At 36.0% G+C, this 25430-nt stretch carries 21 protein-coding genes; 13 read left to right on the plus strand and 8 right to left on the minus strand.

Features of this window, described 5'->3' with window-relative positions:
• The first annotated feature begins 151 nt into the window (after positions 1-151).
• Both VB248_RS07290 and VB248_RS07295 read left to right on the plus strand, forming a co-directional pair.
• On the plus strand, positions 152-2227 hold the full coding sequence (locus VB248_RS07290; protein ID WP_323296088.1) for a protein-disulfide reductase DsbD family protein: 2076 nt from the start codon (positions 152-154) through the stop codon (positions 2225-2227).
• Positions 2228-2384: 157 nt separating this feature from the next.
• Positions 2385-2906 (plus strand): cupin domain-containing protein, encoded by a 522-nt coding sequence (locus tag VB248_RS07295; RefSeq protein ID WP_323296089.1) that lies wholly within the window; start codon positions 2385-2387, stop codon positions 2904-2906.
• A gap of 61 nt (positions 2907-2967) precedes the next feature.
• On the opposite strand, the gene VB248_RS07300 is transcribed toward VB248_RS07295, so the two are convergent.
• Positions 2968-5892: a PAS domain S-box protein gene (locus VB248_RS07300; protein WP_323296090.1), complete on the minus strand. Its 2925-nt coding sequence runs from the start codon at positions 5890-5892 to the stop codon at positions 2968-2970.
• Positions 5893-6423: 531 nt separating this feature from the next.
• The gene (gene recQ / locus VB248_RS07305; RefSeq protein ID WP_323296091.1) at positions 6424-8583 is read right to left on the minus strand and encodes a DNA helicase RecQ; all 2160 of its coding nucleotides are present in this window, start codon (positions 8581-8583) and stop codon (positions 6424-6426) included.
• Between the two features lie 184 nt (positions 8584-8767).
• On the opposite strand from recQ, the gene VB248_RS07310 reads away from it, so the two are divergent.
• The gene (locus VB248_RS07310; protein ID WP_323296092.1) at positions 8768-10492 is read left to right on the plus strand and encodes a M3 family oligoendopeptidase; all 1725 of its coding nucleotides are present in this window, start codon (positions 8768-8770) and stop codon (positions 10490-10492) included.
• Between the two features lie 72 nt (positions 10493-10564).
• Here the strand turns inward: VB248_RS07310 and rpsJ are convergent, their stop codons facing one another.
• The 3 genes from rpsJ to VB248_RS07325 form a co-directional block, all read right to left on the minus strand.
• Positions 10565-10870 (minus strand): 30S ribosomal protein S10, encoded by a 306-nt coding sequence (rpsJ, locus tag VB248_RS07315; RefSeq protein WP_184135098.1) that lies wholly within the window; start codon positions 10868-10870, stop codon positions 10565-10567.
• 121 nt (positions 10871-10991) lie between these two features.
• Positions 10992-11495, minus strand: a complete 504-nt coding sequence (locus VB248_RS07320) for an SgcJ/EcaC family oxidoreductase (protein ID WP_323296093.1) — start codon at positions 11493-11495, stop codon at positions 10992-10994.
• An 84-nt stretch (positions 11496-11579) separates the two neighbouring features.
• Entirely contained in the window at positions 11580-12413 is an 834-nt protein-coding gene (locus tag VB248_RS07325; RefSeq protein ID WP_323296094.1) for a helix-turn-helix domain-containing protein, read from the minus strand.
• A 230-nt stretch (positions 12414-12643) separates the two neighbouring features.
• On the opposite strand from VB248_RS07325, the gene VB248_RS07330 reads away from it, so the two are divergent.
• Positions 12644-13351: a hypothetical protein gene (locus tag VB248_RS07330; RefSeq protein ID WP_323296095.1), complete on the plus strand. Its 708-nt coding sequence runs from the start codon at positions 12644-12646 to the stop codon at positions 13349-13351.
• Positions 13352-13357: 6 nt separating this feature from the next.
• Here the strand turns inward: VB248_RS07330 and VB248_RS07335 are convergent, their stop codons facing one another.
• A complete protein-coding gene (locus tag VB248_RS07335; RefSeq protein WP_323296096.1) occupies positions 13358-14068 on the minus strand; it encodes a pseudouridine synthase in 711 nt (236 codons plus the stop codon).
• Positions 14069-14380: 312 nt separating this feature from the next.
• On the opposite strand from VB248_RS07335, the gene VB248_RS07340 reads away from it, so the two are divergent.
• The 5 genes from VB248_RS07340 to VB248_RS07360 all read left to right on the plus strand — a co-directional run bounded on the left by VB248_RS07340 (position 14381) and on the right by VB248_RS07360 (position 20044).
• Positions 14381-15652 carry an aminotransferase class V-fold PLP-dependent enzyme gene (locus VB248_RS07340; protein ID WP_323296097.1) on the plus strand — a complete coding sequence of 424 codons (1272 nt, stop codon included), beginning with the start codon at positions 14381-14383 and terminating at the stop codon, positions 15650-15652.
• 166 nt (positions 15653-15818) lie between these two features.
• Positions 15819-16142, plus strand: coding sequence for an autorepressor SdpR family transcription factor (locus tag VB248_RS07345; RefSeq protein WP_323296098.1), 324 nt, complete (start codon positions 15819-15821; stop codon positions 16140-16142).
• Between the two features lie 106 nt (positions 16143-16248).
• Positions 16249-16839, plus strand: coding sequence for a hypothetical protein (locus VB248_RS07350; protein WP_323296099.1), 591 nt, complete (start codon positions 16249-16251; stop codon positions 16837-16839).
• A 52-nt stretch (positions 16840-16891) separates the two neighbouring features.
• Positions 16892-18793 (plus strand): AAA domain-containing protein, encoded by a 1902-nt coding sequence (locus VB248_RS07355; protein ID WP_323296138.1) that lies wholly within the window; start codon positions 16892-16894, stop codon positions 18791-18793.
• A gap of 228 nt (positions 18794-19021) precedes the next feature.
• Positions 19022-20044, plus strand: coding sequence for a 2-hydroxyacid dehydrogenase (locus VB248_RS07360; protein ID WP_323296100.1), 1023 nt, complete (start codon positions 19022-19024; stop codon positions 20042-20044).
• A 108-nt stretch (positions 20045-20152) separates the two neighbouring features.
• Here VB248_RS07360 and feoB read toward each other — a convergent pair whose 3' ends face one another.
• Positions 20153-22273, minus strand: coding sequence for a ferrous iron transport protein B (feoB, locus tag VB248_RS07365; RefSeq protein ID WP_323296101.1), 2121 nt, complete (start codon positions 22271-22273; stop codon positions 20153-20155).
• A 78-nt stretch (positions 22274-22351) separates the two neighbouring features.
• A complete protein-coding gene (locus VB248_RS07370) occupies positions 22352-22570 on the minus strand; it encodes a FeoA family protein (RefSeq protein ID WP_323296102.1) in 219 nt (72 codons plus the stop codon).
• 246 nt (positions 22571-22816) lie between these two features.
• Here VB248_RS07370 and VB248_RS07375 point away from each other — a divergent pair, with 246 nt between their 5' ends.
• From VB248_RS07375 to VB248_RS07390, 4 genes are all read left to right on the plus strand, one after another.
• Complete coding sequence (locus VB248_RS07375) at positions 22817-23482, plus strand: heme exporter protein CcmB (RefSeq protein WP_323296139.1); 666 nt, start codon at positions 22817-22819, stop codon at positions 23480-23482.
• 310 nt (positions 23483-23792) lie between these two features.
• Positions 23793-24452 (plus strand): cytochrome c biogenesis protein, encoded by a 660-nt coding sequence (locus tag VB248_RS07380; RefSeq protein WP_323296103.1) that lies wholly within the window; start codon positions 23793-23795, stop codon positions 24450-24452.
• 4 nt (positions 24453-24456) lie between these two features.
• Positions 24457-24678, plus strand: coding sequence for a CcmD family protein (locus VB248_RS07385; protein ID WP_323296104.1), 222 nt, complete (start codon positions 24457-24459; stop codon positions 24676-24678).
• A gap of 120 nt (positions 24679-24798) precedes the next feature.
• Complete coding sequence (locus tag VB248_RS07390) at positions 24799-25236, plus strand: cytochrome c maturation protein CcmE domain-containing protein (protein ID WP_323296105.1); 438 nt, start codon at positions 24799-24801, stop codon at positions 25234-25236.
• The last annotated feature ends 194 nt before the right edge of the window (positions 25237-25430 follow it).

Genomic DNA, 25430 nt, shown 5'->3' on the forward strand with positions numbered 1-25430 from the left:
CACAATTAGCTACACCTTCAATGGGTTTCTTTTATATTTGACCAACAGGCAATAAAAAGATACCAATTAGTGTATTTTTATTTGCTGAGTAGAACCCATAGAAAACAAATTCTGTTTACTAAAACACGCATCCTTTACAATCAATCTTCAGATGAAAAAGATATTTTTAAGTCTATTTTCCCTCTTTATATTTTCAATAGCTGTTAATGCCCAAAAAATAGTTCCTGCTAAATGGTCTTGGTCGTTTTCAAAGGCCAATCCAGCGGTTGGTCAAACTGTTGATATTATTTTCAAAGTAAGTATCATTGACGATTGGTATTTATACTCTTCAGACTTTAGTGAAGATTTAGGCCCAACGGTTACTTCTATAAAGCTTAATCCCAATAGTAGTTTTGAAGCCGTAGGAGGTTTGAAGGCTATTAATCCTTCTAAAAAATTCGATAAAGAAATTTGGAATGGCGAATACACTTACTTCAAACACAATGCAGAATTTCGTCAGACTGTAAAAGTTTTAAAAGAAAAATTACTTGTAGATGGTGCTTACACAAGCCAGTCTTGTTCGGATATTACGGGACAATGCGTGATGGTAAGTGGTGTATTCAAGTTAGAATCTGCCTCTACCGAGAAAAAGAAAACCGAAGAAGTAGCTTTAAAAACCGAACAAACACCACAAGATACGCTCGCTACTAAATCAACCGCAAAAGATACCGCTGTTGCAGTAACAAGTACTCCACTTGTAGATTCTACATCAGCTCCCAAAGAAGAAATCTCAGAAACAAGTACTCCTGCCGTTCCCGAACAATCGCTTTTTGCATTCTTTTGGGTTGCTTTCGGGGCTGGGTTGTTGGCATTGCTAACACCTTGCGTTTATCCATTAATCCCAATGACAGTTAGCTTTTTTACCAAACAAAAAGGAGGTAGAAAGTTGGCATTTCTTTATGGTTTTTCAATTGTAGCCATTTATGTTTTGTTCGGAACATTAATTGCCGCTTTGGCTGGACCGGGCTTTGCCAATTGGTTAAGTACGCACTGGTTTCCCAATCTTCTCTTCTTTGTTATTTTTGTCTTTTTTGGTATTTCATTTTTGGGCTGGTTTGAAATCGTTCTTCCTTCCGATTTTGTGAATAAAATAGATGCACAGTCAGACAGAGGAGGTATTATTGGCGTATTCTTTATGGCATTTACATTGGTGTTGGTATCATTTTCTTGTACTGGGCCAGTGGCAGGTTCTATCTTGATTGCTTCGGCACAAGGCGAAATTATCAAACCAGTTATCGGAATGTTAGGTTTTTCATTAGCTTTTGCTATTCCCTTTACTTTGTTTGCAATTTTCCCACAATGGTTAAAAAACCTACCAAAATCTGGAGGTTGGATGAATTCTGTCAAAGTAATTTTAGGTTTCTTAGAGTTAGCTTTGGCTTTGAAGTTCTTGAGTACAGCCGACCAAGTATATCACTGGGGAATCTTGGACAGAGAAGTATATTTAGCTCTTTGGATTGTGATTTTCTCTTTGATAGGTTTTTATTTATTAGGAAAAATACAATTACCACACGATAGTAAAACGGAAAAAGTAAACGTACCGAGAATGTTATTGGCAATTTTGGTATTTGCCTTTGTTGTTTACATGATTCCGGGAATGTTTGGAGCACCACTGAAAGCCCTTTCTGGTTGGTTGCCGCCACTTACCACCCAAGATTTTGTTTCGTCGGGTGCTGGAAAAGTGGAAGAAACTGCTGATGCTGGTTTTCCAGCAAAACCTAAGTATAGTGAATTCCTGACTTTGCCACATGGCATCAAAGGATTTTTCGATTATGAAGAAGCCGTGGCTTATGCCAAAAAAGTAAATAAACCAATCTTCATAGATTTTACAGGACATGGTTGTGTAAATTGTAGAAAAATGGAAGAAAACGTTTGGTCTCATCCAGAAGTACTCAAGCGTCTGAAAGAAGATTATGTAGTTGTAGCTTTGTATGTGGATGATAAGTCGGAATTACCAAAAGAAAAATGGTACATTTCAAAGGATGACGGACAAGAGAAGACTTCAATGGGTGACCAAAATTTGGATTTCCAAATTGTAAGATTCAACGGAAATGCACAGCCTTATTACTGTTTGGTAAATCCTAACGACGACAAAGGAACATTGGCTACACCAAAAGCTTTTGATTCGAATGTTGATAACTTTATAGCTTTTCTAGAAGAAGGGAAAGCTAAATTTGCAGCCAAGTAAAAAAATAAAAAGAGGTCGATTAAAAAATTGACCTCTTTTTTATGTTAAAAACAATAGAATATTAAATATTATCAAGACTTTAAGCCAACAAGGATTTTAAATGCTTAATTTTTATGCAATTTCGTTAAATTTGTTCTTCACATATCTGTAAAAACTTATGAATATTACTCTTTCTCAAGATGCTGACAAAGCATCTATCTTTGAACAAATAGCTCTTGCTTTAGCGGAAGACAATTTTACAGTAGTTAAGCAAGACCAAACTCGTCCGTGGGGTGGTTTCTTTGTTATTGATGAAGCACAAGCTCCTGCCTTTGCAGCGAAATATTTCCCACATTTGGAAATGTCTGAAATTCAGATTACTAATAAATTATCTCCTAAGATTTTAGTAGTAGCTCCAGAAAAACGTTTGTCGTGGCAATATCATTTCCGCCGTGCTGAAATCTGGAAAGTAATTGCAGGAACAACCGTAGGCGTGAAGATAAGCGATACAGATGAGGAGTCGGAAGAAGTGAAAGTATTAGAATCTGGAAGTTTTATTCAAATGGATACTGGCGAACGTCACCGTTTAATTGGCTTATCAGGTTGGGGAATTGTAGCTGAAATTTGGCAACATACCGACCCAGAGAACCCTTCGGATGAAGAAGATATTGTTAGATTACAAGATGATTTTGGAAGATAATTTTTCCATAAGTATAAATACAAAAGCGGCGAATGAATCAATTCATTCGCCGCTTTTGTATTTATAAATTCTGAACTCTTTCTAACTCTCGCTGTAAAACTGGTACGCCAGCTTTAATTCCTTGATAGAGTCTTTTCCATTGTTTATCTAACTCTTCAAAATCTATACCGTCTTTCACATGATGTTCAAAAGCAATAATCTCTTTTTCTAAATCTGTTAATCCAACCATTCCTAAAGTTGGCTTTAATTTATGAGCAAGCTTTTTCAAACCATCTAAATTTTTAGCATCAATCAGTACTTGAATTTCGTCAAAGTCGGGAAGTACGTCTTCTAAAAAAGTTTGAAAAATATCGGTCATGTATTCTTTATCATTGCCGTAGAGTTCAAGAATTCGTTCTTTATCTATCGTAATCTGAATCTCATTTTCGGTCTGGATTGGCTTTTGTGGTGTGTCTTCTGCTACGCTTATTGGCGTAGGTATTACTTCTTTTTCAATCACTGGAGCTACTGCTTTATCAGATTTCTTTGGCAAATAGTTCTGAATAACACTCAATAAATGATTTGGAGCAAAAGGTTTTGTTACGAAATTATTCATTCCCACACTGAAAGCTTTGTTCTTTTGGTCGAGCAATGCCGATGCCGTCAGAGCAATAATTGGCGTGTGTTGGTTGAGATTCTGCGTATTTCTGATGCTAATAGTAGCCTCATAACCATCCATATTTGGCATTTGAATATCCATTAAGATAATATCAAAATGCTCTTTTTGGGCTTTTTCAACAGCTTTTTTACCATCTGAGGCAATGGTAAATTCAAAATTCCATTTGTTCAATAAACTACTGATGTACTTCTGATTCATGGCATTATCTTCGGCTACCAACACTTTACAAGCCTGAATCGTCTGGTCAGCTTCATGGATAATGTGCGTATTATTTACTACCTCAGTATCAGATTTTTGGAAAGGTAGCAAAATGGTAAAGGTTGTACCTTCTCCTTCTTTACTTTGAACAGAGATTGTACCTTCTTGCAATTCAACCAATTGTTTGGTAATGGCCAAACCTAAGCCTGTTCCTTTATGTTTATGTCCTTGTTCTGAATCAATTTGTTTGAATTTTTGGAAAATGAGGTCTAATTTCTCCTCTGGAATACCAATACCTGTATCTGAAATTTTGAATTCAATCCAACAAACATCCAACTCTTCTTTTTTCAGTTTTACATATACATCAATACTTCCTTCTTCGGTAAACTTATCTGCATTTCCGATAATGTTCAACAAGATTTGATTGAGCAGAAGGTCGTCTCCCAAATAATTACCTGAAATTTTTACATCGGTAAGTAGATTTATTTCTACTGGGCGACTGTCAAGTTTAATTTGGAACACCCTTTGAACGGTTCTTAGTAAACCAACCAAGTCAAAAGGATGTTTTTGGATTTCTATGCGTCCTGCTTCTATTTTTGCCATGTCTAATAAATCTGAAATGAGACTGTGTAAAAAATCAGCAGAGGTTTTCAGAATATCCAAGTATTCAAACTGCTGTTTGGTTGGGCGAGTATCGAACATCAGGTGCGTCATACCAATGATGGCATTGAGTGGCGTTCGTATCTCGTGACTCATATTTGCCAAGAATTGCTTTTCAGCTTGTCGGGCTTCTTCGGCTATTTCTTTGGCTTTTTCCAGTTCTTTTTCCAGTAATTTTCTTTCGGTAATATCATAATGGATACCCATTGAAGCTATTACTTCACCGTTTTCGTCCATGATAGGAGCACCACTGATAAGTACCCAAATAGGTGTACCATCTTTTTTGATTAAGCATAATTCATAAGAACTGGCAACTCCCTTTTCACGTACTTCTTGTTGTACTTGAACAATCTCTTTATCAGTTTCAGGCAAGAATAATTCTGTGGCAATCTGACCGATAAGCTCTTCTTTTTCATAGCCGAGCATTTTACAAAATCTATCATAAGCCCTAATAATGCGATGATTATTATCTACTTCCAAAAGCCCAAGTTCCATATTGTCCATGATTCCTCGGTACTTTTCTTCGCTTTTTCTTAGTTGCTCAATGGCTTTGAATTTATCGGTAACGTCAGAATATTTATAAAGATGTCCTTTATAATCGCCGTCTAAATAAATCGGAATATAATCTCTCTCTAACACTCTTCCATCGGCCATTTCAATTTGTTCATCAACCACAATTTCTCTTTTTTCAAGTAAATTGCTGATTCGGCTCACAAAAAGTTCTGGTTCTTTGAAAAGATGTTTCGACTGTTCAGCCAGTGGAACACAATCTATTCCAACAAGTGATTCTGGAGAGGCTGTCACACCGAATAAATCGCAAAACAACTGGTTGGTTAAGATGATTTTATGATTTTCATCTTCAACAAGTATTCCTTTTTGCAAATTAGCAATTAAGTTACTTAGGCGTGCTTCGGTGGTTTTGAGAGAATCTTGAATTAATTTATGTTCTGTAATAACACGAGCAACGGCTACTAATTCTACGCCATTGTCCTCGGTTTCTATTCTTCTTACGGTTTGACCAATCCAAACGGTTGAGCCATCTTTAGCTCTTACAGGAAATTCATTATAAGTACTTTCTTCCTTGTTTTGAACCATTTCCCAATAAAAATTCAATATAGATTCTTGGTACTCTGGTAAAATCAAGAAGGTAAAGTGCTGCCCAATAATTTCTTCTTCTGAATAGCCCAAACGCTCTTTTACTACGGGGTTTACGTAGGTAAAATAGCCATCAACAGAAATTTGGTAGATAATATCCTGAACCGATTCAATCAATTGGCGGTATTTTCTTTCGGTTTTTTGTAATTCTGACACTGATGCTTTTACTTGTTTTTCTAAATTTTGATTGAGTTGTCGTAATTGTTCACTGGCCTCATAGAGTTCCAATGCCTTTTTTTCCAAGATAATCTCGGTTTCTTGATGAGCTTTCTTTTCTTGTTCAACTTGGCGTCTGAGGAGTTCTATCTCTTCCATATTCTGTTTAACTATCAAAATTGTATTACCCTCGCATTATCATTTGGTAAAAAAGGTCGTTGCTTAAAGCAGCTATTTTTTTATCTTTTAATAATCAATAGCTTTTTTAAATATAGTACTATTTTGCCAATCTATATGTATAAACATGTATTATACTCTCGTTTAACCTACTTTACAGTCAAAAAGGGCTATATTCAAATACTACATTGACTAATTCTTTTAATAGTAATTTAGAGAATTTTGGAATGTTAAAGGCCGAAAAAAATATATTAATACTGAAATATACTTGTTTTGAGATTTATCATTTTTACTTTTTGTAGAAAAATGATGAAAATTGTATTCAAAAGATTAAAATATTTATCTAAACACTGATAAGCTAATTTTATTTGCCGCAATAAATATTCCAAAAATTGATTTGTTTGATAAATCAATGAAATTTAGCCTTTTTTTTGAATATATGGATAAATACTCAATTGAGTACTCGGTGAATAAATAACAAAGTTGGTCTTTTTTTTAAAATAACAGTAACAATTAGCTTCTATTTTCTTCTTTTTCCGCAATCAATAAAGCAATTCTTATTTTATGGTATTCAAACTTAGCATCCATTGCTTCAAATAGAGGTTTTACGGGGTCGCCATTTTTGATATTCATGGCTTTTGCGGCTTGAATAATTTCTTTGAATTCGGCTTGGCTAAGGAAAGCTGAAATATTTATTTCTTCGCCTTCTTCATAGAGTTTTGATAGATGTGAAAAAATTGTAGCAGGATTCAGTTTCCTTTGTTCAGCAATTTCCTCTACCGAAAAACCTTCTTTGTACAACTGATACGTAGTTTGAATTGTATCACTATTTTTGGTACTTACTGCCGAACTTTTTGCGACGGTTTTCAGAAAATCTCGAATTTCTTTTAAAAATACTTCTCCGAATTGTCGATACTTTTGTTCACCAACGCCCGAAACGTTAAACATTTCTAACTGATTCAAGGGCTTTTTCTGTGCCATATCCGAAAGTGTAGCATCCGAGAAAACCACAAATGGCGGAATATTTTTTTCATCAGCAATTTGTTTTCTGAGTACTCGTAGTCTTTCAAAAAGTTCATCTTTAATGATTTCTCTTTTTGATTTTTCTTTCGGAATATTGGCTTCACGTTCAGCTTGTTTTTCTTCAAAAGGTCTGTAACGTACCAACTGTACTTTTCTACCTTCCTTCAAAATCGCCCAAGACGCATTGTTAAGTTTATAAGCATGGGCTTCATCGTAAGCAATGTCCATCACGCCCGAATTCAACATTTGCTGTAAATAATCTGCCCACTCGTCAGCTTTTAACTCTTTACCAGCACCAAAGGTTTTGATTTCGTGATACTTATGCTCTATGATACGTCTGTTGTTCGAGCCTCTCAGAATATCTATCAGCATCCCCATTGCTACATTTTCACCTGTTCTGGCAATGGCTGAAAGAGCTTTTTGGGCAATCAGCGTAGCATCAAAACGGATAGGCGGATTTTTGCAAACGTCACAATTACCACAGTCGTTTACAACCTCTTCGTTAAAATAGCTCAAAAGGATGCGTCTGCGACAAATTTCTGCTTCGGCATACTGCTTCATTCGTTCAAGTTTGGCTACTTGTACTTCCTTCATTTCGGGTGGAAGACCAGAATCTGCAATCATTTCTTTTCTGACCAATAGGTCATTATAAGAATAAAAAAGCAGCGTATCTGATTTTAACCCATCACGTCCGGCACGACCAATTTCTTGATAAAAACTTTCTACATTCGAGGGCATCGAATAATGAATTACCCAACGCACATTGGATTTATCAATACCCATTCCGAAGGCAATTGTGGCTACAATTACTTGAATATCATCTTGAATAAATTGATTTTGTACTTCCGAACGCTCTTGTGCAGGCATTCCCGCATGATAATACTTGGCATTGATGCCAACTTTCCGAAGAGCCTCGGCTACTGTTTCAGTATTTTTTCGACTCAAACAGTAAATAATTCCACATTGTCGTGGACGCTCTGCTATAAAATTCTGAATGATTTTAATACGATTTCGTCCTGCCTGAACGGAAAGTGAAAGGTTGGGTCTATCAAAAGAAGAAATAAAAACTTTAGCTTCTGGAATACCTAATTGAGCCAAAATATCTTTTCGAGTTACTTTGTCGGCTGTGGCGGTCAAAGCAATCATTGGCACATCAGGCAAAGCTTGTTTCAACACATTCAGCTTGGTGTATTCAGGGCGAAAATCATGCCCCCAAGTAGAAACACAGTGAGATTCATCAACGGCAAAAAGGCTGATGTTCAAAGAAAGAATCCAGTCTAAATATCCTTGTGTAAAAAGTTTTTCAGGAGAAATATATAAAAGTTTTAGCTCGCCGTTTCTGCATTGGCGTTCTATCAAATTTTGCTCTTGCGTACTCAGGGAAGAATTAATATACTCTGCTGCAATGCCGTTTGCTTTTAGGGCTTGTACTTGGTCGTGCATCAGGGCAATTAATGGCGATATAACCAGCGTTAAACCTTGCATCACTAAAGCTGGAATCTGAAAGCAAAGTGATTTTCCACCACCCGTTGGCATCAATACCATCGCATCTTGCCCGTAAAGTACCCAGTCGATAATTTCAGCTTGTAATGGACGAAAGGCATTGTAGCCGTAATATTGTTTTAAGATTTGTTCTTTGGTGAGTGACATGAATTTTGTGGAAACGTAGGGATTATTTTAAATTTCATTTTTAATGCAATTTACATTTTTCGGGCGATTTTTAGCTAAGATTGGGGGCAATCAAGCAAAGTTCTATTACTTTTGATAAACAAAATTTTCAATACGTGTAGCTTGAAAGGTGATGAAAAAGCTGCTTACTTCTTTATAAAACACAATGACAAAAACGATAAACATTAATCCGCCAGTTCGTAAGTTTTTGGCGGCTGATTTTCAATTAAGCACTTGGGAAAGTGTAAAACCTTTATTCGATAATTTGGTAGAACGTTCTATTAATGACGTGGACGATTTACGCAAATTTTTTACCGACCGCTCTGAATTGGAAAGTTACCTTTCTGAAAACTTCGCTTGGCGTTATATCAAAATGACTTGCGATACGGGCGATAAGGAAATAAAAGCTCATTTCGACCAATTTGTGACTGAAATTCAACCACATTTGGCTGAGTACGACGATGTGTTGAACAAAAAAACACTCGAAAGTCCGTTCTTGGATGAATTAACCGAAACAGGTTTTGACATCACGATTAGAGGAATGAAAAAATCGACTGAGATTTTTAGAAATGAAAACATTGCTCTTTTTACAGAAATCCAAAATCTTTCAAGCCAATACCAAGCAACGGTAGGAGCAATGACGGTTGAATTGGATGGACAAACTAAAACGCTTCAACAAGCGGGCGTTTTCTTGGAAAATACCGACCGTGCTTTAAGAGAATCTGTTTATAGAAAAATTCAGGAACGTCGTTTTCAAGACCATGAAAAGATGGACGAAATTTTCAATAAATTAACAGCTTTGCGTCATCAAATTGCTTTGAATGCAGGTTTTGAAAATTATCGTGATTACTCTTTTGCCGCATTAAAACGCTTTGATTATACTCCTGCCGATTGTTTCAATTTCCACGAAGCGGTGGCTGAAACCATTGTTCCGATTTTAAACAATGTAGCAACTGAGCGTAAAAATGCTTTACAAGTAAGCGAGTTACGTCCGTGGGATAAATCTGTGGATGCAAAAGGTCGTGCGGCTCTACATCCTTTCAATGGTGGCGAAGATTTATTGAACAAAACCATTGAATGTTTCACTCAGTTAGATCCATTTTTAGGTGAATGCCTAAGTATTATGAAAGAAATGGGTCGTTTGGATTTGGAATCAAGAGTTGGCAAAGCACCTGGTGGATACAATTATCCTTTAGAAGAAACAGGTTTCCCATTCATTTTTATGAATGCTTCATCGCTGATGCGTGATGTCATTACGATGCTTCACGAGGGCGGTCATGCGGTGCATTCAATCGTAACGAAAGATTTGATGTTGAATACTTTCCGTAATTTTCCTTCGGAAGTAGCAGAATTGGCTTCGATGTCGATGGAATTGATTTCGATGGATTTCTGGAATGTGTATTTTGATAACGAAGAAGAATTGAAGCGTGCTAAAATTCAACATTTAGAGGATATTCTCAGTACACTTCCGTGGGTAGCAACGGTGGATAAATTCCAACATTGGATTTACGAAAACCCAACGCATAGCGTAGAAGAACGCACAGCGGCGTGGATAAATATTTATGAGAAATTTGCTGATTCTGTAACGGACTGGTCGGGTTTAGAAAACTATAAATCTTGGATGTGGCATCGTCAATTGCATATTTTTGAATTGCCTTTCTATTATATCGAATACGGAATTGCTCAGTTAGGAGCGATTGGCGTGTGGAAAAATTATAAAGAAAATCCGCAAAAAGGTTTGGAAGGTTATTTAAACGCTTTGAAACTGGGTTATACCAAACCGATGAAAGAAATTTATGCGGCAGCCAATATTCCTTTTGATTTCTCGAAAGAACATATTGCCTCATTGATGAATTTCGTTCAAGCTGAATTAGCGATTTTGAAGAAATAAGAATCGACTAAAACTAAAAAATCCCTTCTAACAGCGTTAGAAGGGATTTTTTTATGTTCTAAGCAAGGAAAACTACACCTTGATTTCAACATCAACACCTGAAGGCAATTCTAATTTCATTAACGCATCAACTGTTTTTGGAGATGATGAGAAAATGTCAATTAAACGCTTATAAGTACATAATTGGAATTGCTCACGAGCTTTTTTGTTTACGTGTGGTGAACGCAAAACTGTGAATTTCTCAATTTTAGTAGGCAAAGGAATTGGACCTGAAACTACTGCACCTGTAGCTTTAACCGCTTTCACGATTTTCTCAGCCGATTTGTCCACTAAAGTGTGGTCAAATGACTTCAATTTGATTCTGATTTTTTGATTCATTGTATTGGTACGTTAAAATTTGTAATTCCCGCAACGAAAGTACCATTAGCTTCATTTTCGGGACTGCAAAATTAGTGAATTTATTAATATTCAGAACGATAAGGTTAAAAAATATTCTGAATTATTCTTTAGGCATTTTATTGGTAGGATTACTTTGTTGTGCGGCTTCGTTGATAATTACATTTTCAGCGGAGCTTAAAAGCCATTTACCAGCTTTATTCACGAAAACCATCAGGGCTAAGTTTTCAGCTTCTTTGTAGTAATTACCATTGGGCGAAGTATAAGCTCCAATATGCCAATATAGATGAACAACGGCTACGTCGTTGGTAATAAATCGGGTATGTACACTTGTTTTGCTCAAAGGCGTGTTCTGAAACATTACTTTATGAAAAACCTGATGGGCATATTGTACTTCTTTTCGGTTTTTCCACCACATTCCTACCACATTTACCCAGTCGGCATCTTCGGTAGCGTACTCTTTCATGTCGTCGTAATTGTGATTATTCCAACTATTAATTACGGCATCGACTTGTTTTTCGATAGCAATTTTATCTTGTGAACGGTCTTGAGCAAAGCCAAAAGATAGACTTGCAACCCAGAAAAAGGAGAGGAGTAAAGATTTCATAATCATATTTTTAAGTTTATGATTACAAAATTAGGCTGAGGCTTTGCCTAAGAATAGTACAAATGCGACATCTTTGGCGATAAGCTAATCGTCATAAAATTGACTTCCGAGATAGTATGGAGAGTATTTGAATTCATCTTCAATAACTGAAGGCGATATTCCACAAAAAGCTTTAAAGTCTCGAATTAAGTGCATTTGGTCAAAATAGCCACATTGGTATGCAATTGTTGTCCACTTTGTGTCAGGGAATTTTTCTTTTAATGTCCAAGCCTTTGCGAAGCGTGTCATTCGGGCAAAAAATTTAGGTTGAAGTCCCAAGCGTTGTAAAAACAAACGTTCTAACTGACGAGTACTCACACAAGCTTGCGAAGCAACAGTATCAATATTTACTAAGCCTCCATTTTTACTTATCAGCGGTAAAACATCGTCGAGCGGAAGTTTGGGTTTTAGCACTTTCAACTTGCTCAAAAGGAAGTTTTGGACAATTTCGAGTGACTTTTCTAAAGAATCCGTTTCTTGTAATTGTTCAATTATGAACTTGATATTTTTGTCTAAAAAATAAGTACTTTCTAAAGATTCATCCATAATCATTTCGTTCATCGGTATTCCCAATAAACGATATAATCCGCCCGGCTGAAAACCTACTTTAATCGTAAAATTCCGATGAGGCATTTTCAATTTTATCCGATTTACTTGCGGCCCAACCAAAATACTTTGTGGGAGAATTACTTTTTTGTGGCTGGTTAAATATTCACTTTCAGGTACTTCAAAAGGATAAAAATAAAGGCATTGTTCAGCCAAAGGAGGAAACGAAATAGTAGGTGGTTTTTCATGTAGAGGAATGTCTAATTGAAAAACCATGATGTTATTAACAAACTCTCGCAGAGCTGGATGTGGCTGAAAAACTTTGTAAAACATACCTTTATTTTGAAAGAATAATCAGATACAACATGACATTACTACGCTAAAAGTATTTACTGTGCATTGAAGGACGCTTACCCATAATTCAGTATTTGTATGAAAATTAATATTTTATATATTGTTGATTATCATAAAGATAGCTATTTTTTTTAAAAAAAGATAAAAATATTTTCCAACTATTTCTACAAGAGTAGGGTCATTGGTGAAACAAACTTTAAAAAAATACCATGAAAAAAATCATTTTAAGTTTATTCGTAGCCTCTATTCTATCTTCATGTGCCTTGGAAAATACACCTTACATTCCAACCTTTTATATCAATGAAAACTTCAATACTTCAGTAGAAGGGTGGAAGGGTGACTTCGCTGATTATCCTGTTGGTGAAGAGAATTTTTATGAATTAAAGTTCAGCCAAGCCAAGTTACCAATGCCTTTGGATACAACTAAAAAAGCACTCAGAATTTCGGGCAATAACCACAGTGACGACTTGTTTATGTTCATCACACGTAAGTATTCGGGGCTGAAAGCAAATCAGAAATATGCCATTAGCTTTGAAGTGGAACTTGCTTCTAATGCTCCTTCAAATGCTATGGGAGTAGGTGGGTCACCGGGCGAAAGTGTTTATTTTGGTTTAGGCTTTACGGGCATTGAACCTAAAAAAGTGCTTGACAGTACTTCAAAGCATTATACCATGAATATTAAAAAAATGCAACAAGCTACTAATGGTGATGATATGAAAGTATTCGGCAATATTGCTAATGGCACTGATAAAAGCGAATACAAATTAATCAGAAAAACAGGGGTAGTTTCTGCTAAAACAGACGCAAATGGTAACATTTGGATGATTTTGGGAACTGATTCTGGTTTTGAAGCCACTACGACTTTGTACTACACTCGTTTGGCTGCAACCATTCAAGAAGTAAGCGGGAATATCTAAATTTTCTTACAGTCCTGCGGTATCCATACCAATTGCTGAAAGTACTCGGATAAATTCTTCGTTCATCGGAGCAATAATTCGGGTACTTTCTTTGGTAAAAGGATGTTCAAAAACCAATTCTCTGGCGTGCAGTAGCATGGTGTGTAAATCAAATTTCTCTTCAAACATTTTATTTTGCTTGCATTCCCCGTAAGTTTTATCACCAATTAAATAATGCCTCAATTGTGCAAAATGCCTTCTGATTTGGTGCATTCTTCCCGTTTCTGGCGAAATTTCTGCCAATGAATACCGAGAAGTAGGGTATCTACTTACCATAATCGGCAATTCTACTTGTTGCAAACATTTAAAGTGCGTAATGGCATCTTGAAAACCTCCTTTTTCTCGTTCCAATGGTCGGTCGGTCATGCCCGATTCAGGCAAATAACCTCTTACCAAAGCCAAGTATTTTTTCTGAATGGTATGGGCTTCAAACTGTTTTTTTACTTCTTTGTCGGCTTCAGAAGAAAGAGCAAAAAGTAAAACGCCCGAAGTTTTACGGTCTAATCTATGACATGGACTTACCCAACAATTCAATTGGTCACGGAGTAATTGCAAGGCAAAAACACTTTCATCGGCAGCGATAGAAGAACGATGGACTAATAAATTATGCGGTTTGTTAATAGCAACAAAATGTTCGTCTTGAAAAAGTATGGGAAGTGGCGGAAATTCTTGGGACATTCAGAATAAGGTTACAAAATATTCCTGCAATTTACGACGCTTTTATTGAAAGCTTGTGCTAATTATGAATGATGAGTTATGAATTATGAGCGGTCCGCCGTTGCGTTTATGAATTTAGACATCTCTATAAAATGCTGAATCAATACAATCAAGTCTTTTTACATAGATTACTTATTTTGTCTTCTTACATAAATTCTGTAATTTCAAGAGAGGCATTTATTTCCTAATGCTTTGATTTCATCATCGCAGCGGCAAACTGCTCATAATTCAAAATTCATAACTCATAATTCCAAAAATCCTTCACTTCAAACAATGCCAAATCTCTCCAAACGTCAGTTTCTTAAAACATTCACAGGTATTTCTGCGGTTTCAATGCTTGATATTGAAAACCTTTTAGCCAAAACAGCACAGATTCCAGCCCAAAAATTGGCGGAAGATGAGGCTTTTTGGCAACAAATCAGAACTGCCTACAATTTCACGCATGATTTTATTCATCTCGAAAATGGCTATTATTCTTTGGCTTCCAACGAAGTATTAGAAGCTTACATTCAGCATATTCGTGACGTAAATAAGGTTTCTTCTTATTATATGCGTACTCGTCAGTTTGATGATAAATTGGTTTCCAGAAAACAGTTGGCGGAATTATTGGGCTGTTCACATGAAGAATTGATTATTACCAGAAACACCACTGAATCTCTGGACACGATTATCGCAGGATTTTCTTGGAAAGAAGGCGACGAAGCCGTCATGGCAGAGCAAGATTATGGTGCGATGTTAGATATGTTCAAGTTGCAAGCTCGCAGATATGGCATCGTCAATAAAATGGTTTCTGTTCCAAATCATCCAAAATCGGACGAAGAAATTGTGGAGGTTTACGAAAAAGCCATTACGTCTAAAACTCGTTTGTTGATGATTTGTCACCTAATCAATATTACAGGACAAATTTTGCCAGTAAAAAAAATCGTGGAAATGGCACATCGCCACGGTGTAGAAGTAATGGTGGATGGAGCTCACGCTTTCGGACATTTAGATTTTAAAATAGAAGACCTTGGCGGTTGTGATTATTATGGAAGTAGTTTGCATAAATGGCTCGGCAATCCGCTTGGAGCTGGAATTTTATATGTAAGGAAAGATAAAATCAAACAAATTTGGCAACTGTACGGCGATATGGGTTTTGCCGATGATGATATTCGTAAGCTCAATCATACAGGAACAATTCCCGTAGCAACGGATTTGGCGATACAAGATGCCATTAAATTTCACCAAAAAATTGGTATTCAACGCAAAGAAGCACGCTTGCGATTCCTTCAAAAATACTGGACAGATAAAGTAAGGGACAACCCAAATATTATTCTGAATACGCCAAAAGAAGCTTTCCGTTGCTGTGGCATTGCCAATGTGGGCGTAAAAGGAAAAACACCTCCAGAATTATCTAAATTACTTTTTGATAAATACAAAATCTTCACGGTAGCGATTGCAAACCCCAAAGCTGATGTAATGGGCGTAAGAGTAACGCCACATTTATATACAACAACAGCAGAATTAGACGCTTTTGTGAAGGCATTGACGGAAATTGCTGCTTAGAAAATGATAGATTAAATCATAATAAAGGCTGTCTGGCATAAAGATAGCCTTTATTTTTGATGAGTATTTAGAAGTTTGTCTAAATATTTATTTAAAATAATTTTGTATGTTTGATTTTATTTAGATATTTGTCTAAATATTTATCAACGAGTAAAAATCAAGAAAAATGAATACTCTTTTTAAAGCCTTTAATGATGCTACCCGACGAGAAATTTTGGAGATGCTGAAAGATGGAGATATGACGGCAGGTGAGATTGCGGATAAATTCAACATGAGTAAACCCAGCATTTCGCATCATTTAGATTTGTTGAAACAAGCCGATTTGGTAGTGGCTGTAAAACAAGGGCAGTTTATTACTTACTCTCTGAATATGACAGTTATGGACGAAGTATTGGCTTGGTTTGTTCAATTCAAATCATCTGTAAAGAAAGAAGAAATAGCTTTGCCCAAAGTTGAAAAACCACGTATTCGTTTACAAATCAATAAGTAGTGATTGGTGATTAGTATTTTAATCTCCTTACTATCAGGTATTTATAAAAAATGGAATATCGCTTAAAAGCTATTCATTCTATAACAATTTCTAAATTTAACAAAACATGAAACTTAAATCTGTATTGCTCGAAATCTTGATTGTACTTTTTATAGCTGGGTCTTTTTATGTTTCTTTTACTTATGAAGGGGGACTTGGTAAAGGAATGGATTTTATAATTGGTGCGGCTTCTGGTGCATTATTAGCTCCATATTTTATTTTTTGGGGAGCAAAACGAGACCTAAAACTTACTGAACAGTCTAATGCCGAGAAATCTATTGAAATTTGGCAATACATAATGCTCACTATTAGTTTGGGCAACTTGGTTTTATTGGTCTTATATACAAACCAAACTATTGAAAACCCTAAAATTATGCTTACTTTCTATCTTTTAACAATGGCAATTATTGGAAATTTTCGTGCTAATATTATCGTTGTTGAAGATACTCTTAGTGCTTTTTTTGAAGATGAAATTATTCAAAAAAAGACGAAGAGATTCTTGGGTAAAGTTCAGTTTTTCGGAGCATTAATTACAATCTTTTTAGTCTTGCTTTTACCTTTGAACTATGTACTTTATTGTATAGGAACTTATTTAACTTCATTGTTGATACTTCCCTATTTATACGCCCGAAAACTCCATAAAAAGAAATTTGCTTGAGCTTCTGTATAAGTCGTTTCTCTGAAAAGTGAATAATCCATTACCTTTGTGTATGGATTATTTCAAAAAACTACTCAACTTACTAAAAACAGAAAGAGACGAAAGTCTGAATCAGTACATCCAACTTACTGAAAAATCATCCGTTAGCGAACGCCGAGCGAACGGACTTACGTGGTATCCGATTGCGATTCGAGGTTCAGAAATTGGTCGTGGAGATTATCTTTCGGTCGAAATCGAACGCACTACTCATCAAGACCTTCCTCATCAATTTAGGTTTGGAATGCCAGCAGTACTTTTCAGTAATCACGACCCACAGAATGATAGAATTGAAGGAACGATTTCGCATCAAAACGGCAATCGTTTAAAAATTACGTTGAAAACCGATGAGTTGCCTGAGTGGAGTAGAGATGGCAAATTAGGTATTGATGTTTTGTTTGACGACAACAGTTTTGACGAAATGCAGTCGGCACTCAAACAAGCCGCTGCCTTGGCTGAAAAATCCGAAAATAATTTAGTTCAAGTATTGATTGGCGAAAAACAGCCAACTTTCCAAGAGCAAAAAACTACCGTTTCTATTCCCAGTTTGAATACTTGGCAAAATGAAGCGGTCGATAAAATTTTATCTGCCAACGAATTAGCTATCGTTCACGGCCCTCCCGGCACGGGAAAAACTACTACTTTGATTCAAGCGATAAAAGCCTTGATTCAAAGAGATAATCAGAAAATTTTAGTGGTTGCTCCGAGTAATACTGCTGTTGATTTATTGAGTGAAAAACTGAATGAAGAAGGTTTGAATGTATTGCGTGTGGGAAATCCAGCCAAAGTAAATGAAAAGCAAATGGCTTTGACTTTGGACTATAAAATGGCTGACCATTCGATGATTCGTGAGGCAAAAAGGCTTAAAAAGCAAGCTCAGGAATATAAAAATATGGCTCATAAGTATAAGCGAAGTTTTGGGAAATCGGAACGTGACCAACGCAAATTACTTTTTGATGAAGCCCATAAAATTATGAAAGAAGTCGGCAATACCGAGCAGTACATCATCGACGATTTGGTGGCGAAAGCTCAAGTAATTACCGCAACTTTGGTCGGAGCTACGCATTATACTGTAAGAAATTTAAAGTTTGATACCGTCATTATCGACGAAGCTGGGCAAGCTTTAGAACCTGCTTGTTGGATTCCGATTTTAAAAGCACAGAAAGTAATTTTGGCTGGTGACCATTGCCAATTATCGCCAACGATTAAATCAAACGAAGCCGCAAAAGATGGGTTAAACGTTACTTTATTTGAAAAATGTATCGCTCTACATCCAGCATCTGTTACTTTATTAGCTGAACAATACCGTATGCACGAGCAAATTATGGGTTATTCTTCACAAGTATTTTATCAGAATAAACTCAAAGCACATACTTCGGTGGCAAATCATACGCTGAAAAGTGATACTACGCCACTATTATTTATTGATACTGCGGGTTGTGGATTTGAAGAAAAAATTGAAGGTACAAGTTCCACCAATCCAGAAGAAGCGGCTCTTTTGATGCGTCATCTCTGTTTGTTCAGTGATGAACTGGCATTGGAGTATAGCCCCGAAAACTTCCCGACGGTAGCCATTATTTCTCCTTATAAACAACAAATCAATTTACTCAAAGAACAATTAGAGCATAGCCCAGCATTACAATTGTACTCAGACAAAATTTCGGTGAATACGATTGATAGTTTTCAAGGGCAAGAACGAGACATTGTGTATATCAGTATGACCCGAAGTAATGCTGAAGGAATGATTGGTTTCCTTTCAGACATCCGCAGAATGAACGTAGCGATGACTCGTGCCAGAAAAAAATTAGTCATCATCGGCGATAGTGCTACACTGGCACAGTTTCCTTTCTATGCTGATTTTATCGAGTATGCCGAGCGGCTTAACGCTTACCAAAGTGCTTGGGAATTTATCAATTAAGTAACGATTAGTAAAAAGTGATTGGTGATTAGCATTTTGTCTTGTATAATCACCTATTTAGAACAATTTTTAGATTGTATTCAAAACTCAGAAAGCATCATTCAGCACTTCTTCAGAATGATGCTTTCTCTCAAATATTAGGCTGACAAATGTCATAGTTTTGGAGCTTTTAGGAAAGTAATTTTGAACCAACAAAAAAACATATCCTAAATCAAAACCTCCGAAATAATGAAAACCTTTTTTTATAGCATTAAAGAATTTGAAAAAGAGTATTTGATAAATGCCAACCAAGACCAACACGAAGTTACTTACAGTCATTTATCGTTGAATATAGATACAGCCATTTTAGCTGCTGGTTATGACGCCATTTCAGTTTTCACCAACGACGATGCCTCAGCAGAAGTGTTGGAAGTACTCAGAGAAAATGGTGTACGTCATATCGCCACTCGTTCGGTTGGAACAGACCATATAGATTTAGCCGTAGCTAAACAGTTAAGTATAACAGTAGGCAATGTGCCTTCGTACTCGCCTTATTCCATTGCCGAGCACAGTATCGGAATGATGCTGACATTGAATAGAAAATTGATACTTGCGAATCAGAACGCACATCAATATCAATTTGACCTCGCTCCACTTATTGGCTATGATATGCACGGAAAAACCGTAGGTATTATTGGTTTGGGTGAAATAGGTTCTATTGTTACCAAAATATTGAATGGTTTCGGTTGTAAAGTGTTGGTATATGATGTGGTGAAAGATTACAAAAAAGCTTTACATCTACATTTTGCGTATGTTTCTTTAGAAAAACTTTTAGCAGAATCAGACATCATCAGTTTACATCTGCCATTTACGCCACAAACGAAGTATTTGATTAATCAAGAAACGATTGCTCAAATGAAAGACGGAGTAATGTTAATCAACACCAGTCGTGGCGGAATCGTGAATACAAAAGATGCTATTGAAGGATTAAAAACAGGGAAAATAGGCTATTTGGGGTTGGATGTGTACGAAAATGAAAGAGGTATTTTCTTTAAAAAACACACTGAAGATGAAGTAAAAGACCCATTATTGTTGGAGTTACTTTCTTTTCAGAATGTGTTAGTAACAGGACATCAGGCTTTCTTAACACAAGAAGCTTTGACAAATATTGCAGATAAAACTATCGAAAATTTGAGTGATTGGGAACATGAATATTACAAAGAATGTAACTCAAAAATCGGTAAAGTAGCTGCTTTGGACGAGATATTATAATAGTTTAGGGTGTGTATTCATTAAAAAGGCTTCTGATTTCAGAAGCCTTTTTGTTTGTCGATATCTATTTTAATCTTTAAAAATTCAATTTCATTATTTCCCGTGAAATTATTTCAAAATCTGATACACGATAAAAGCAGAAATATAAGCCAAGCCAGTCATATAAAATAATTGAATAGCTGGGTATCTCCACGATTTTGTTTCACGGTAGGTTGTTGCCAGTGTACTCATACATTGCATTGCAAAAGCGTAAAATATCAGCAAAGAAAAGCCAAGTGCTGAATCGTACATGGGTTTGCCTGTATCTGGGTTGATTTCTGCTCGCATTCTGTTCATAACAGTTGAGTTTTCGTCATCTACTTCGCCACCTAAACTATAAATGGTGGACATCGTACCTACGAATACTTCACGAGCAGCAAAAGAAGTAATGAGGGCAATACCGATTTTCCAGTCGTAGCCAAGGGGTTTAATGGCTGGCTCAATCGTTTTTCCGAAAACGCCTGCATAAGAGTTTTCAAGTTTTTGCGAAGCAATTTTATTTTCTAAATCAATACCTGTTAAGGTTGGATTTTCTGTTTTTACTTTCTTTTCGGCTTCAATCATTGCATCGCCCGGGCCATAGCTTGCCAACACCCAAAGTACGATAGAAATTGCCACGATAATTTTCCCTGCTTCAAATACAAAAGCTTTTGTTGAATTTAGAATCGTAAGGGCTACGTGGGCAAATCTTGGACCTTTATAAGACGGCAACTCCATAATAAAGTAGCTTCTTTCTTTTACTTTTAGCAATAATTTCATAATCCATGCTGAAAATAAAGCCATAAAAAAGCCCAATAAGTACAAAGCAAAAAGAGCTACTCCTTGTAAATTGAAAATACCAAACAAAGTACTTTTTTCAGGAACAACCAAGGCAATCAGAACAGTGTAAATGGGCAAACGTGCCGAACAAGACATCAAGGGCGTAACCATGATGGTGATAAGCCTATCTTTCCAAGAACTGATACTTCTGGTACTCATAATGGCTGGCACTGCACAAGCGATTCCCGAAATAAGTGGCACAACTGATTTTCCACTCAAACCGAAACGACGCATTAGTTTATCCATGATAAACATTACTCTCGACATGTAACCTGTTTCTTCCAACATAGAAATAAACAAGAACAAGAAAGCAATCTGTGGAATAAAAATCAGTACACCACCAATTCCTGAAACCAAACCATCGGTTAATAAATCAGTCAGTTTTGAATTGGGCAATTCTGATTTCAAGAAATCGTTTAGTGAAGCTACTCCGCCGTCAATCAAATCCATTGGGTAAGTTGCCCAAGTAAAAATGGCTTGAAAAACAATGAATAAAATGCCTAAGAAGATAAAGTAACCCCAAAAACGATGTAGGAAGATTTTATCCAATCGGTCTGTCCAAGTATTGATAGGTTCTTCTTCTACGGGCATTTCGTGCAAACAGTTATCCACAATTTCATTCAATTGTGCATACCTTGCCATCGTTTCTTTCGACTGTGCCTCTTGCGTTTTCCAGCCGTACTTTATTTGAAGTTCATCAAAACCTACTCTTTGTTGTGTATCGAATTGACGTAAATTATCATGTTCTGCCAACCAAAGTAAAGCGTGGTAGTCGTCGGTTTCGCCATATTTTTGTTTGATTTCTTCTACCAATTCTTTAGAGTAATTCATCGGTAGCGTATCATTTGAATTATAGCCCGACTCCAAAGTTTTGTTTACAGCCAAACGTAAGCCGTTTAGTCCGATGCCTTTTTTGGCATTTACTTCGGCAATTTCTACATTTAATTCACGAGAAAGCTTAACGGAATTAATCACAATTCCTTGATTTTCAGCAACGTCAATCATGTTCAATGCCAAAACCGTAGGAATGCCCAAGTCACGTACTTGGCTGAAAAGCAACAAATTACGCTTTAGGTTAGAAGCGTCAACAACAACAATGGCTAAATCAGGATAATCAGGATGCTTGGGGTTAGCCAAAATATTGATAACCACTTGCTCATCCATGGATTTTGGATAAATACTATAAATTCCGGGTAAATCAAGAATTTCTGCTTCGTCCCCAGTTTCTAATTTCCATTTTCCAATAAGTTTATCCATGGTCACTCCAGGGAAATTTCCCGTTTTTTGGCGGAGTCCTGTTAATGAATTGAATAAAGATGATTTCCCAGCGTTTGGATTTCCGATGAGAGCTATTTTTGGAGATTTTTTCAATTTTTTAATTTATTAGTTCAAAAGCTCAGGTTATTGAGCAATCAACATAATTTAACACAAATCAATGTAAGGCTTCAATTAAGCAACAATAATCGTTGAGGCTTCGTCTTTTCGCATCGAAAGTACGTATCCAGAAACTTTCACCGCAACTGGGTCACCGAAAGGAGCAATGTGCGTCATGGTTACTTGTGTTCCGGGCAAACAACCCATTTCAAGCAATTTCAAAGATAAATCTTCGTCCGTGAAATTAACAATAATACCTCGTTCTCCTATTTTTAAATCTGCAATGGTTTTCATGGCTTTGCTTTTTTATATTTTTGAATAACACCTAAATCAAAAAAATCATTACAGTTTATAGATTTATTTAGACTTATTCAAAACAAATGCAAATTAACAAAGAGTTCCTTCATTAGAAACAATAAATGACTAAAATCATTTTGGATAGTCAAATTATTATTTTGTTTCATAACCAAGCGTTTTGTTTGTGTCGTAACTTTGCAAAAAAAATTACAACGCATTGTAGGCTTTTGCCTATCCAGAGGAATGTTCAAAGAGATTAAGGCTTTAATAGAAAAAGAAATTACCCTTGAATTACGGCAGAAATATGCACTTAACGGTATGTTGCTATATATTGTTAGTACAGTTTATGTTTGTTATTTGTCTTTTCGCTTAAAATCGAATCACATCGACAAAATCACTTGGAATACACTCTTTTGGATTATTTTACTTTTTACAGCCATGAATGCCATCGCCAAGAGTTTTACTCAAGAGCGTTACGGAAGATTGTTGTATTACTACACTTTAGCCAGTCCAGTCGGTATTATTCTCTCGAAAATTGTCTATAACACCCTTTTAATGTTGGTTTTGTCTTTGGCTGGTTTCGGGGTTTATGCTGTAATTATGGGTAATCCAGTAGGCGACATGGGCTTGTACTTGCTAAGTATTGTATTGGGGGCGGTGGGCTTTGCCAGTACGCTTACCATGATTGCAGGGATTGCCTCAAAAGCAGAAAATAGTGCAACATTGATGGCTATTTTGAGTTTTCCAGTTATTCTTCCGATGTTGTTGATGTTACTAAAAGTTTCAAAAAACGCTTTGGATGGCTTAGACAGAAGTAGTAGCTGGGACGAAGTAATGATGCTTTTGGCTATCGACGCTATCGTGTTGGTGCTGAGTGTGATTCTTTTTCCTTTTTTGTGGAGAAGTTGAAATAGACGTTTAGAGACAAGAAGCAAGATACAAGACTTTGGATTTTAGGACTGTAAGAAAAAAGAGGCAAGAAGCAAGATTTTAGACTTGGTGACTTTAGGATTATGGACTTTAGGATTTTAGAAAGAAGAAGTTAAGATTCAAGATTTTACTTTGAAGATTCATAAAATTGAAATTAAATAAATGATGATTGAAGAGTGGTAGAATTATTCTTAAAATTCAATCAAAAATAAATAGTAGTAAGCTGGGTGCTAAAATAGGAGGGAGTTAATATTCACTCATTCACAATTCACTCAATCACAAATAAATAATGAAACAAAACTGGTACAAAATTTTAGCCGTTGTATTATTGGCTTATGTGGTTACTTGGGGATTTCTTGGAAGAATTCCTCGTCAGCCTGTCCTTCACGAAACTGCCCGAAATCTTTATTTTCATGTGCCGATGTGGTTTTCTATGTTTGCGATGTTAAGTGTTTCGGTTTGGAATTCTATTCAATATTTGCGTAAACCCGAAATTGATTTTGATGACAAAGCTTCTGAATATGCCAATACTGGAATTATGTTTGGTATCGTTGGTATTGCCACAGGAAGTATTTGGGCAAGATATACTTGGGGAACTTGGTGGACAAACGACGTAAAACTCAACGGTGCAGCCATTGGTTTATTAATTTACTTTGCCTACATTATTCTCAGAGGTTCGTTTACAGATGAACAGCAAAGGGCAAGAATTTCAGCCATCTACAACATCTTTGCAGTGGCTTTGTTGATACCCCTCTTGATTATTTTACCAAGAATGACGGACTCGTTGCACCCGGGCAATGGCGGTAATCCGGGTTTTAAGCCAATGGATACAGAACATACGATGCGAATTGTATTTTATCCAGCTTGTATCGGTTGGATTTGTCTGGGCTTTTGGATTACCAGTTTAAGATTAAGAATTAGAAAATTGATAGCATTGAATCAAGATTAATAACATGAAAAAAGCACTTTCGTTACTTATTTGCTTGCTGGTTTCGGTGAGCCTTTTTGCACAAGATAATGCCGCTGGAGAGCCTGAAATGGCCGATAAACTTTTTGCGGATGGAAGAATTTATGTGGTTGTAGCTGTGGTAGCAACTATTTTTACAGGAATCATCGTTTATTTAATAAACCTTGACAGTAAAATTTCAAAATTAGAAAAACAATTAAAAAAATAAGGAAAGCTTTGAGCCTCCAGCTTTGAGCTTTTAAGTCATGAGTAATTAAGAGTTTTAGATTTTAGTATTGTTAATACAAAAATCACTCATTCACAATTCACTCAATCACCAATAATAAATATGAAAAAGACACATATCATCGGACTTATCGTGATTGCCATTGCCGTTGCAATCCTTGTTTCAACAGGTACAGAAGCAAGTACTTATGTTGATTTTTCTGTGGCTGAAAATATGGCGAAAGCAGGCGACAATAACCAAGTACACGTAGTTGGAAAATTGAAAAAAGATGCTGCTGGAAATATTCAAGACTTGGTTTATAATCCTGCCATTGATGCAAATCACTTAGAATTTAAACTAATTGATAACAATGGACGTGAACAAAAAGTAATTTATAATGCTCCAAAACCACAAGATATGGGCAGAGCCGAGCAAATGGTTATCATTGGTAATATGGATGGAAATGTGTTCAAATGTGAAAAAATTCTTTTGAAATGTCCTTCTAAATACCAAGATGGCAAAGTAGAATTCAAAGAAGCAAAACCAGAGAAACAGTCATAAGCCTCTTTTGATTTATGAGTTTTGAATTATGAATTATGAGTAGTTTGCTATTGTGTTGAATGATGAATTATAATAATTGTCATAATTTAATACAAACATCATTTTAAGTAATCAGGTAGAATTATTTTAAATTTTAAACATTATAACGTGCTAAAAAATCAGCGTTTTAAGTTCGATAATTGTCATTCATAATT

The organism is Arcicella rigui (assembly GCF_034929435.1).
Classification (GTDB): Bacteria; Bacteroidota; Bacteroidia; order Cytophagales; family Spirosomataceae; genus Arcicella; species Arcicella rigui.

Bases quoted from the DNA above. Each gene is read 5' to 3' on its own strand.
- rpsJ (WP_184135098.1), bottom strand. From the start codon at position 10,870: ATGAATCAAAAAATCAGAATCAAATTGAAGTCATTTGACCACACTTTA.
- VB248_RS07310 (WP_323296092.1), top strand. From the start codon at position 8,768: ATGACAAAAACGATAAACATTAATCCGCCAGTTCGTAAGTTTTTGGCG.
- VB248_RS07355 (WP_323296138.1), top strand. From the start codon at position 16,892: ATGGATTATTTCAAAAAACTACTCAACTTACTAAAAACAGAAAGAGAC.
- VB248_RS07350 (WP_323296099.1), top strand. From the start codon at position 16,249: ATGAAACTTAAATCTGTATTGCTCGAAATCTTGATTGTACTTTTTATA.
- recQ (WP_323296091.1), bottom strand. From the start codon at position 8,583: ATGTCACTCACCAAAGAACAAATCTTAAAACAATATTACGGCTACAAT.
- VB248_RS07330 (WP_323296095.1), top strand. From the start codon at position 12,644: ATGAAAAAAATCATTTTAAGTTTATTCGTAGCCTCTATTCTATCTTCA.
- VB248_RS07335 (WP_323296096.1), bottom strand. From the start codon at position 14,068: ATGTCCCAAGAATTTCCGCCACTTCCCATACTTTTTCAAGACGAACAT.
- VB248_RS07300 (WP_323296090.1), bottom strand. From the start codon at position 5,892: ATGGAAGAGATAGAACTCCTCAGACGCCAAGTTGAACAAGAAAAGAAA.
- VB248_RS07340 (WP_323296097.1), top strand. From the start codon at position 14,381: ATGCCAAATCTCTCCAAACGTCAGTTTCTTAAAACATTCACAGGTATT.
- VB248_RS07290 (WP_323296088.1), top strand. From the start codon at position 152: ATGAAAAAGATATTTTTAAGTCTATTTTCCCTCTTTATATTTTCAATA.
- VB248_RS07325 (WP_323296094.1), bottom strand. From the start codon at position 12,413: ATGTTTTACAAAGTTTTTCAGCCACATCCAGCTCTGCGAGAGTTTGTT.
- VB248_RS07360 (WP_323296100.1), top strand. From the start codon at position 19,022: ATGAAAACCTTTTTTTATAGCATTAAAGAATTTGAAAAAGAGTATTTG.
- VB248_RS07295 (WP_323296089.1), top strand. From the start codon at position 2,385: ATGAATATTACTCTTTCTCAAGATGCTGACAAAGCATCTATCTTTGAA.
- VB248_RS07320 (WP_323296093.1), bottom strand. From the start codon at position 11,495: ATGAAATCTTTACTCCTCTCCTTTTTCTGGGTTGCAAGTCTATCTTTT.
- VB248_RS07375 (WP_323296139.1), top strand. From the start codon at position 22,817: ATGTTCAAAGAGATTAAGGCTTTAATAGAAAAAGAAATTACCCTTGAA.
- VB248_RS07345 (WP_323296098.1), top strand. From the start codon at position 15,819: ATGAATACTCTTTTTAAAGCCTTTAATGATGCTACCCGACGAGAAATT.
- VB248_RS07390 (WP_323296105.1), top strand. From the start codon at position 24,799: ATGAAAAAGACACATATCATCGGACTTATCGTGATTGCCATTGCCGTT.
- VB248_RS07380 (WP_323296103.1), top strand. From the start codon at position 23,793: ATGAAACAAAACTGGTACAAAATTTTAGCCGTTGTATTATTGGCTTAT.
- VB248_RS07385 (WP_323296104.1), top strand. From the start codon at position 24,457: ATGAAAAAAGCACTTTCGTTACTTATTTGCTTGCTGGTTTCGGTGAGC.
- VB248_RS07370 (WP_323296102.1), bottom strand. From the start codon at position 22,570: ATGAAAACCATTGCAGATTTAAAAATAGGAGAACGAGGTATTATTGTT.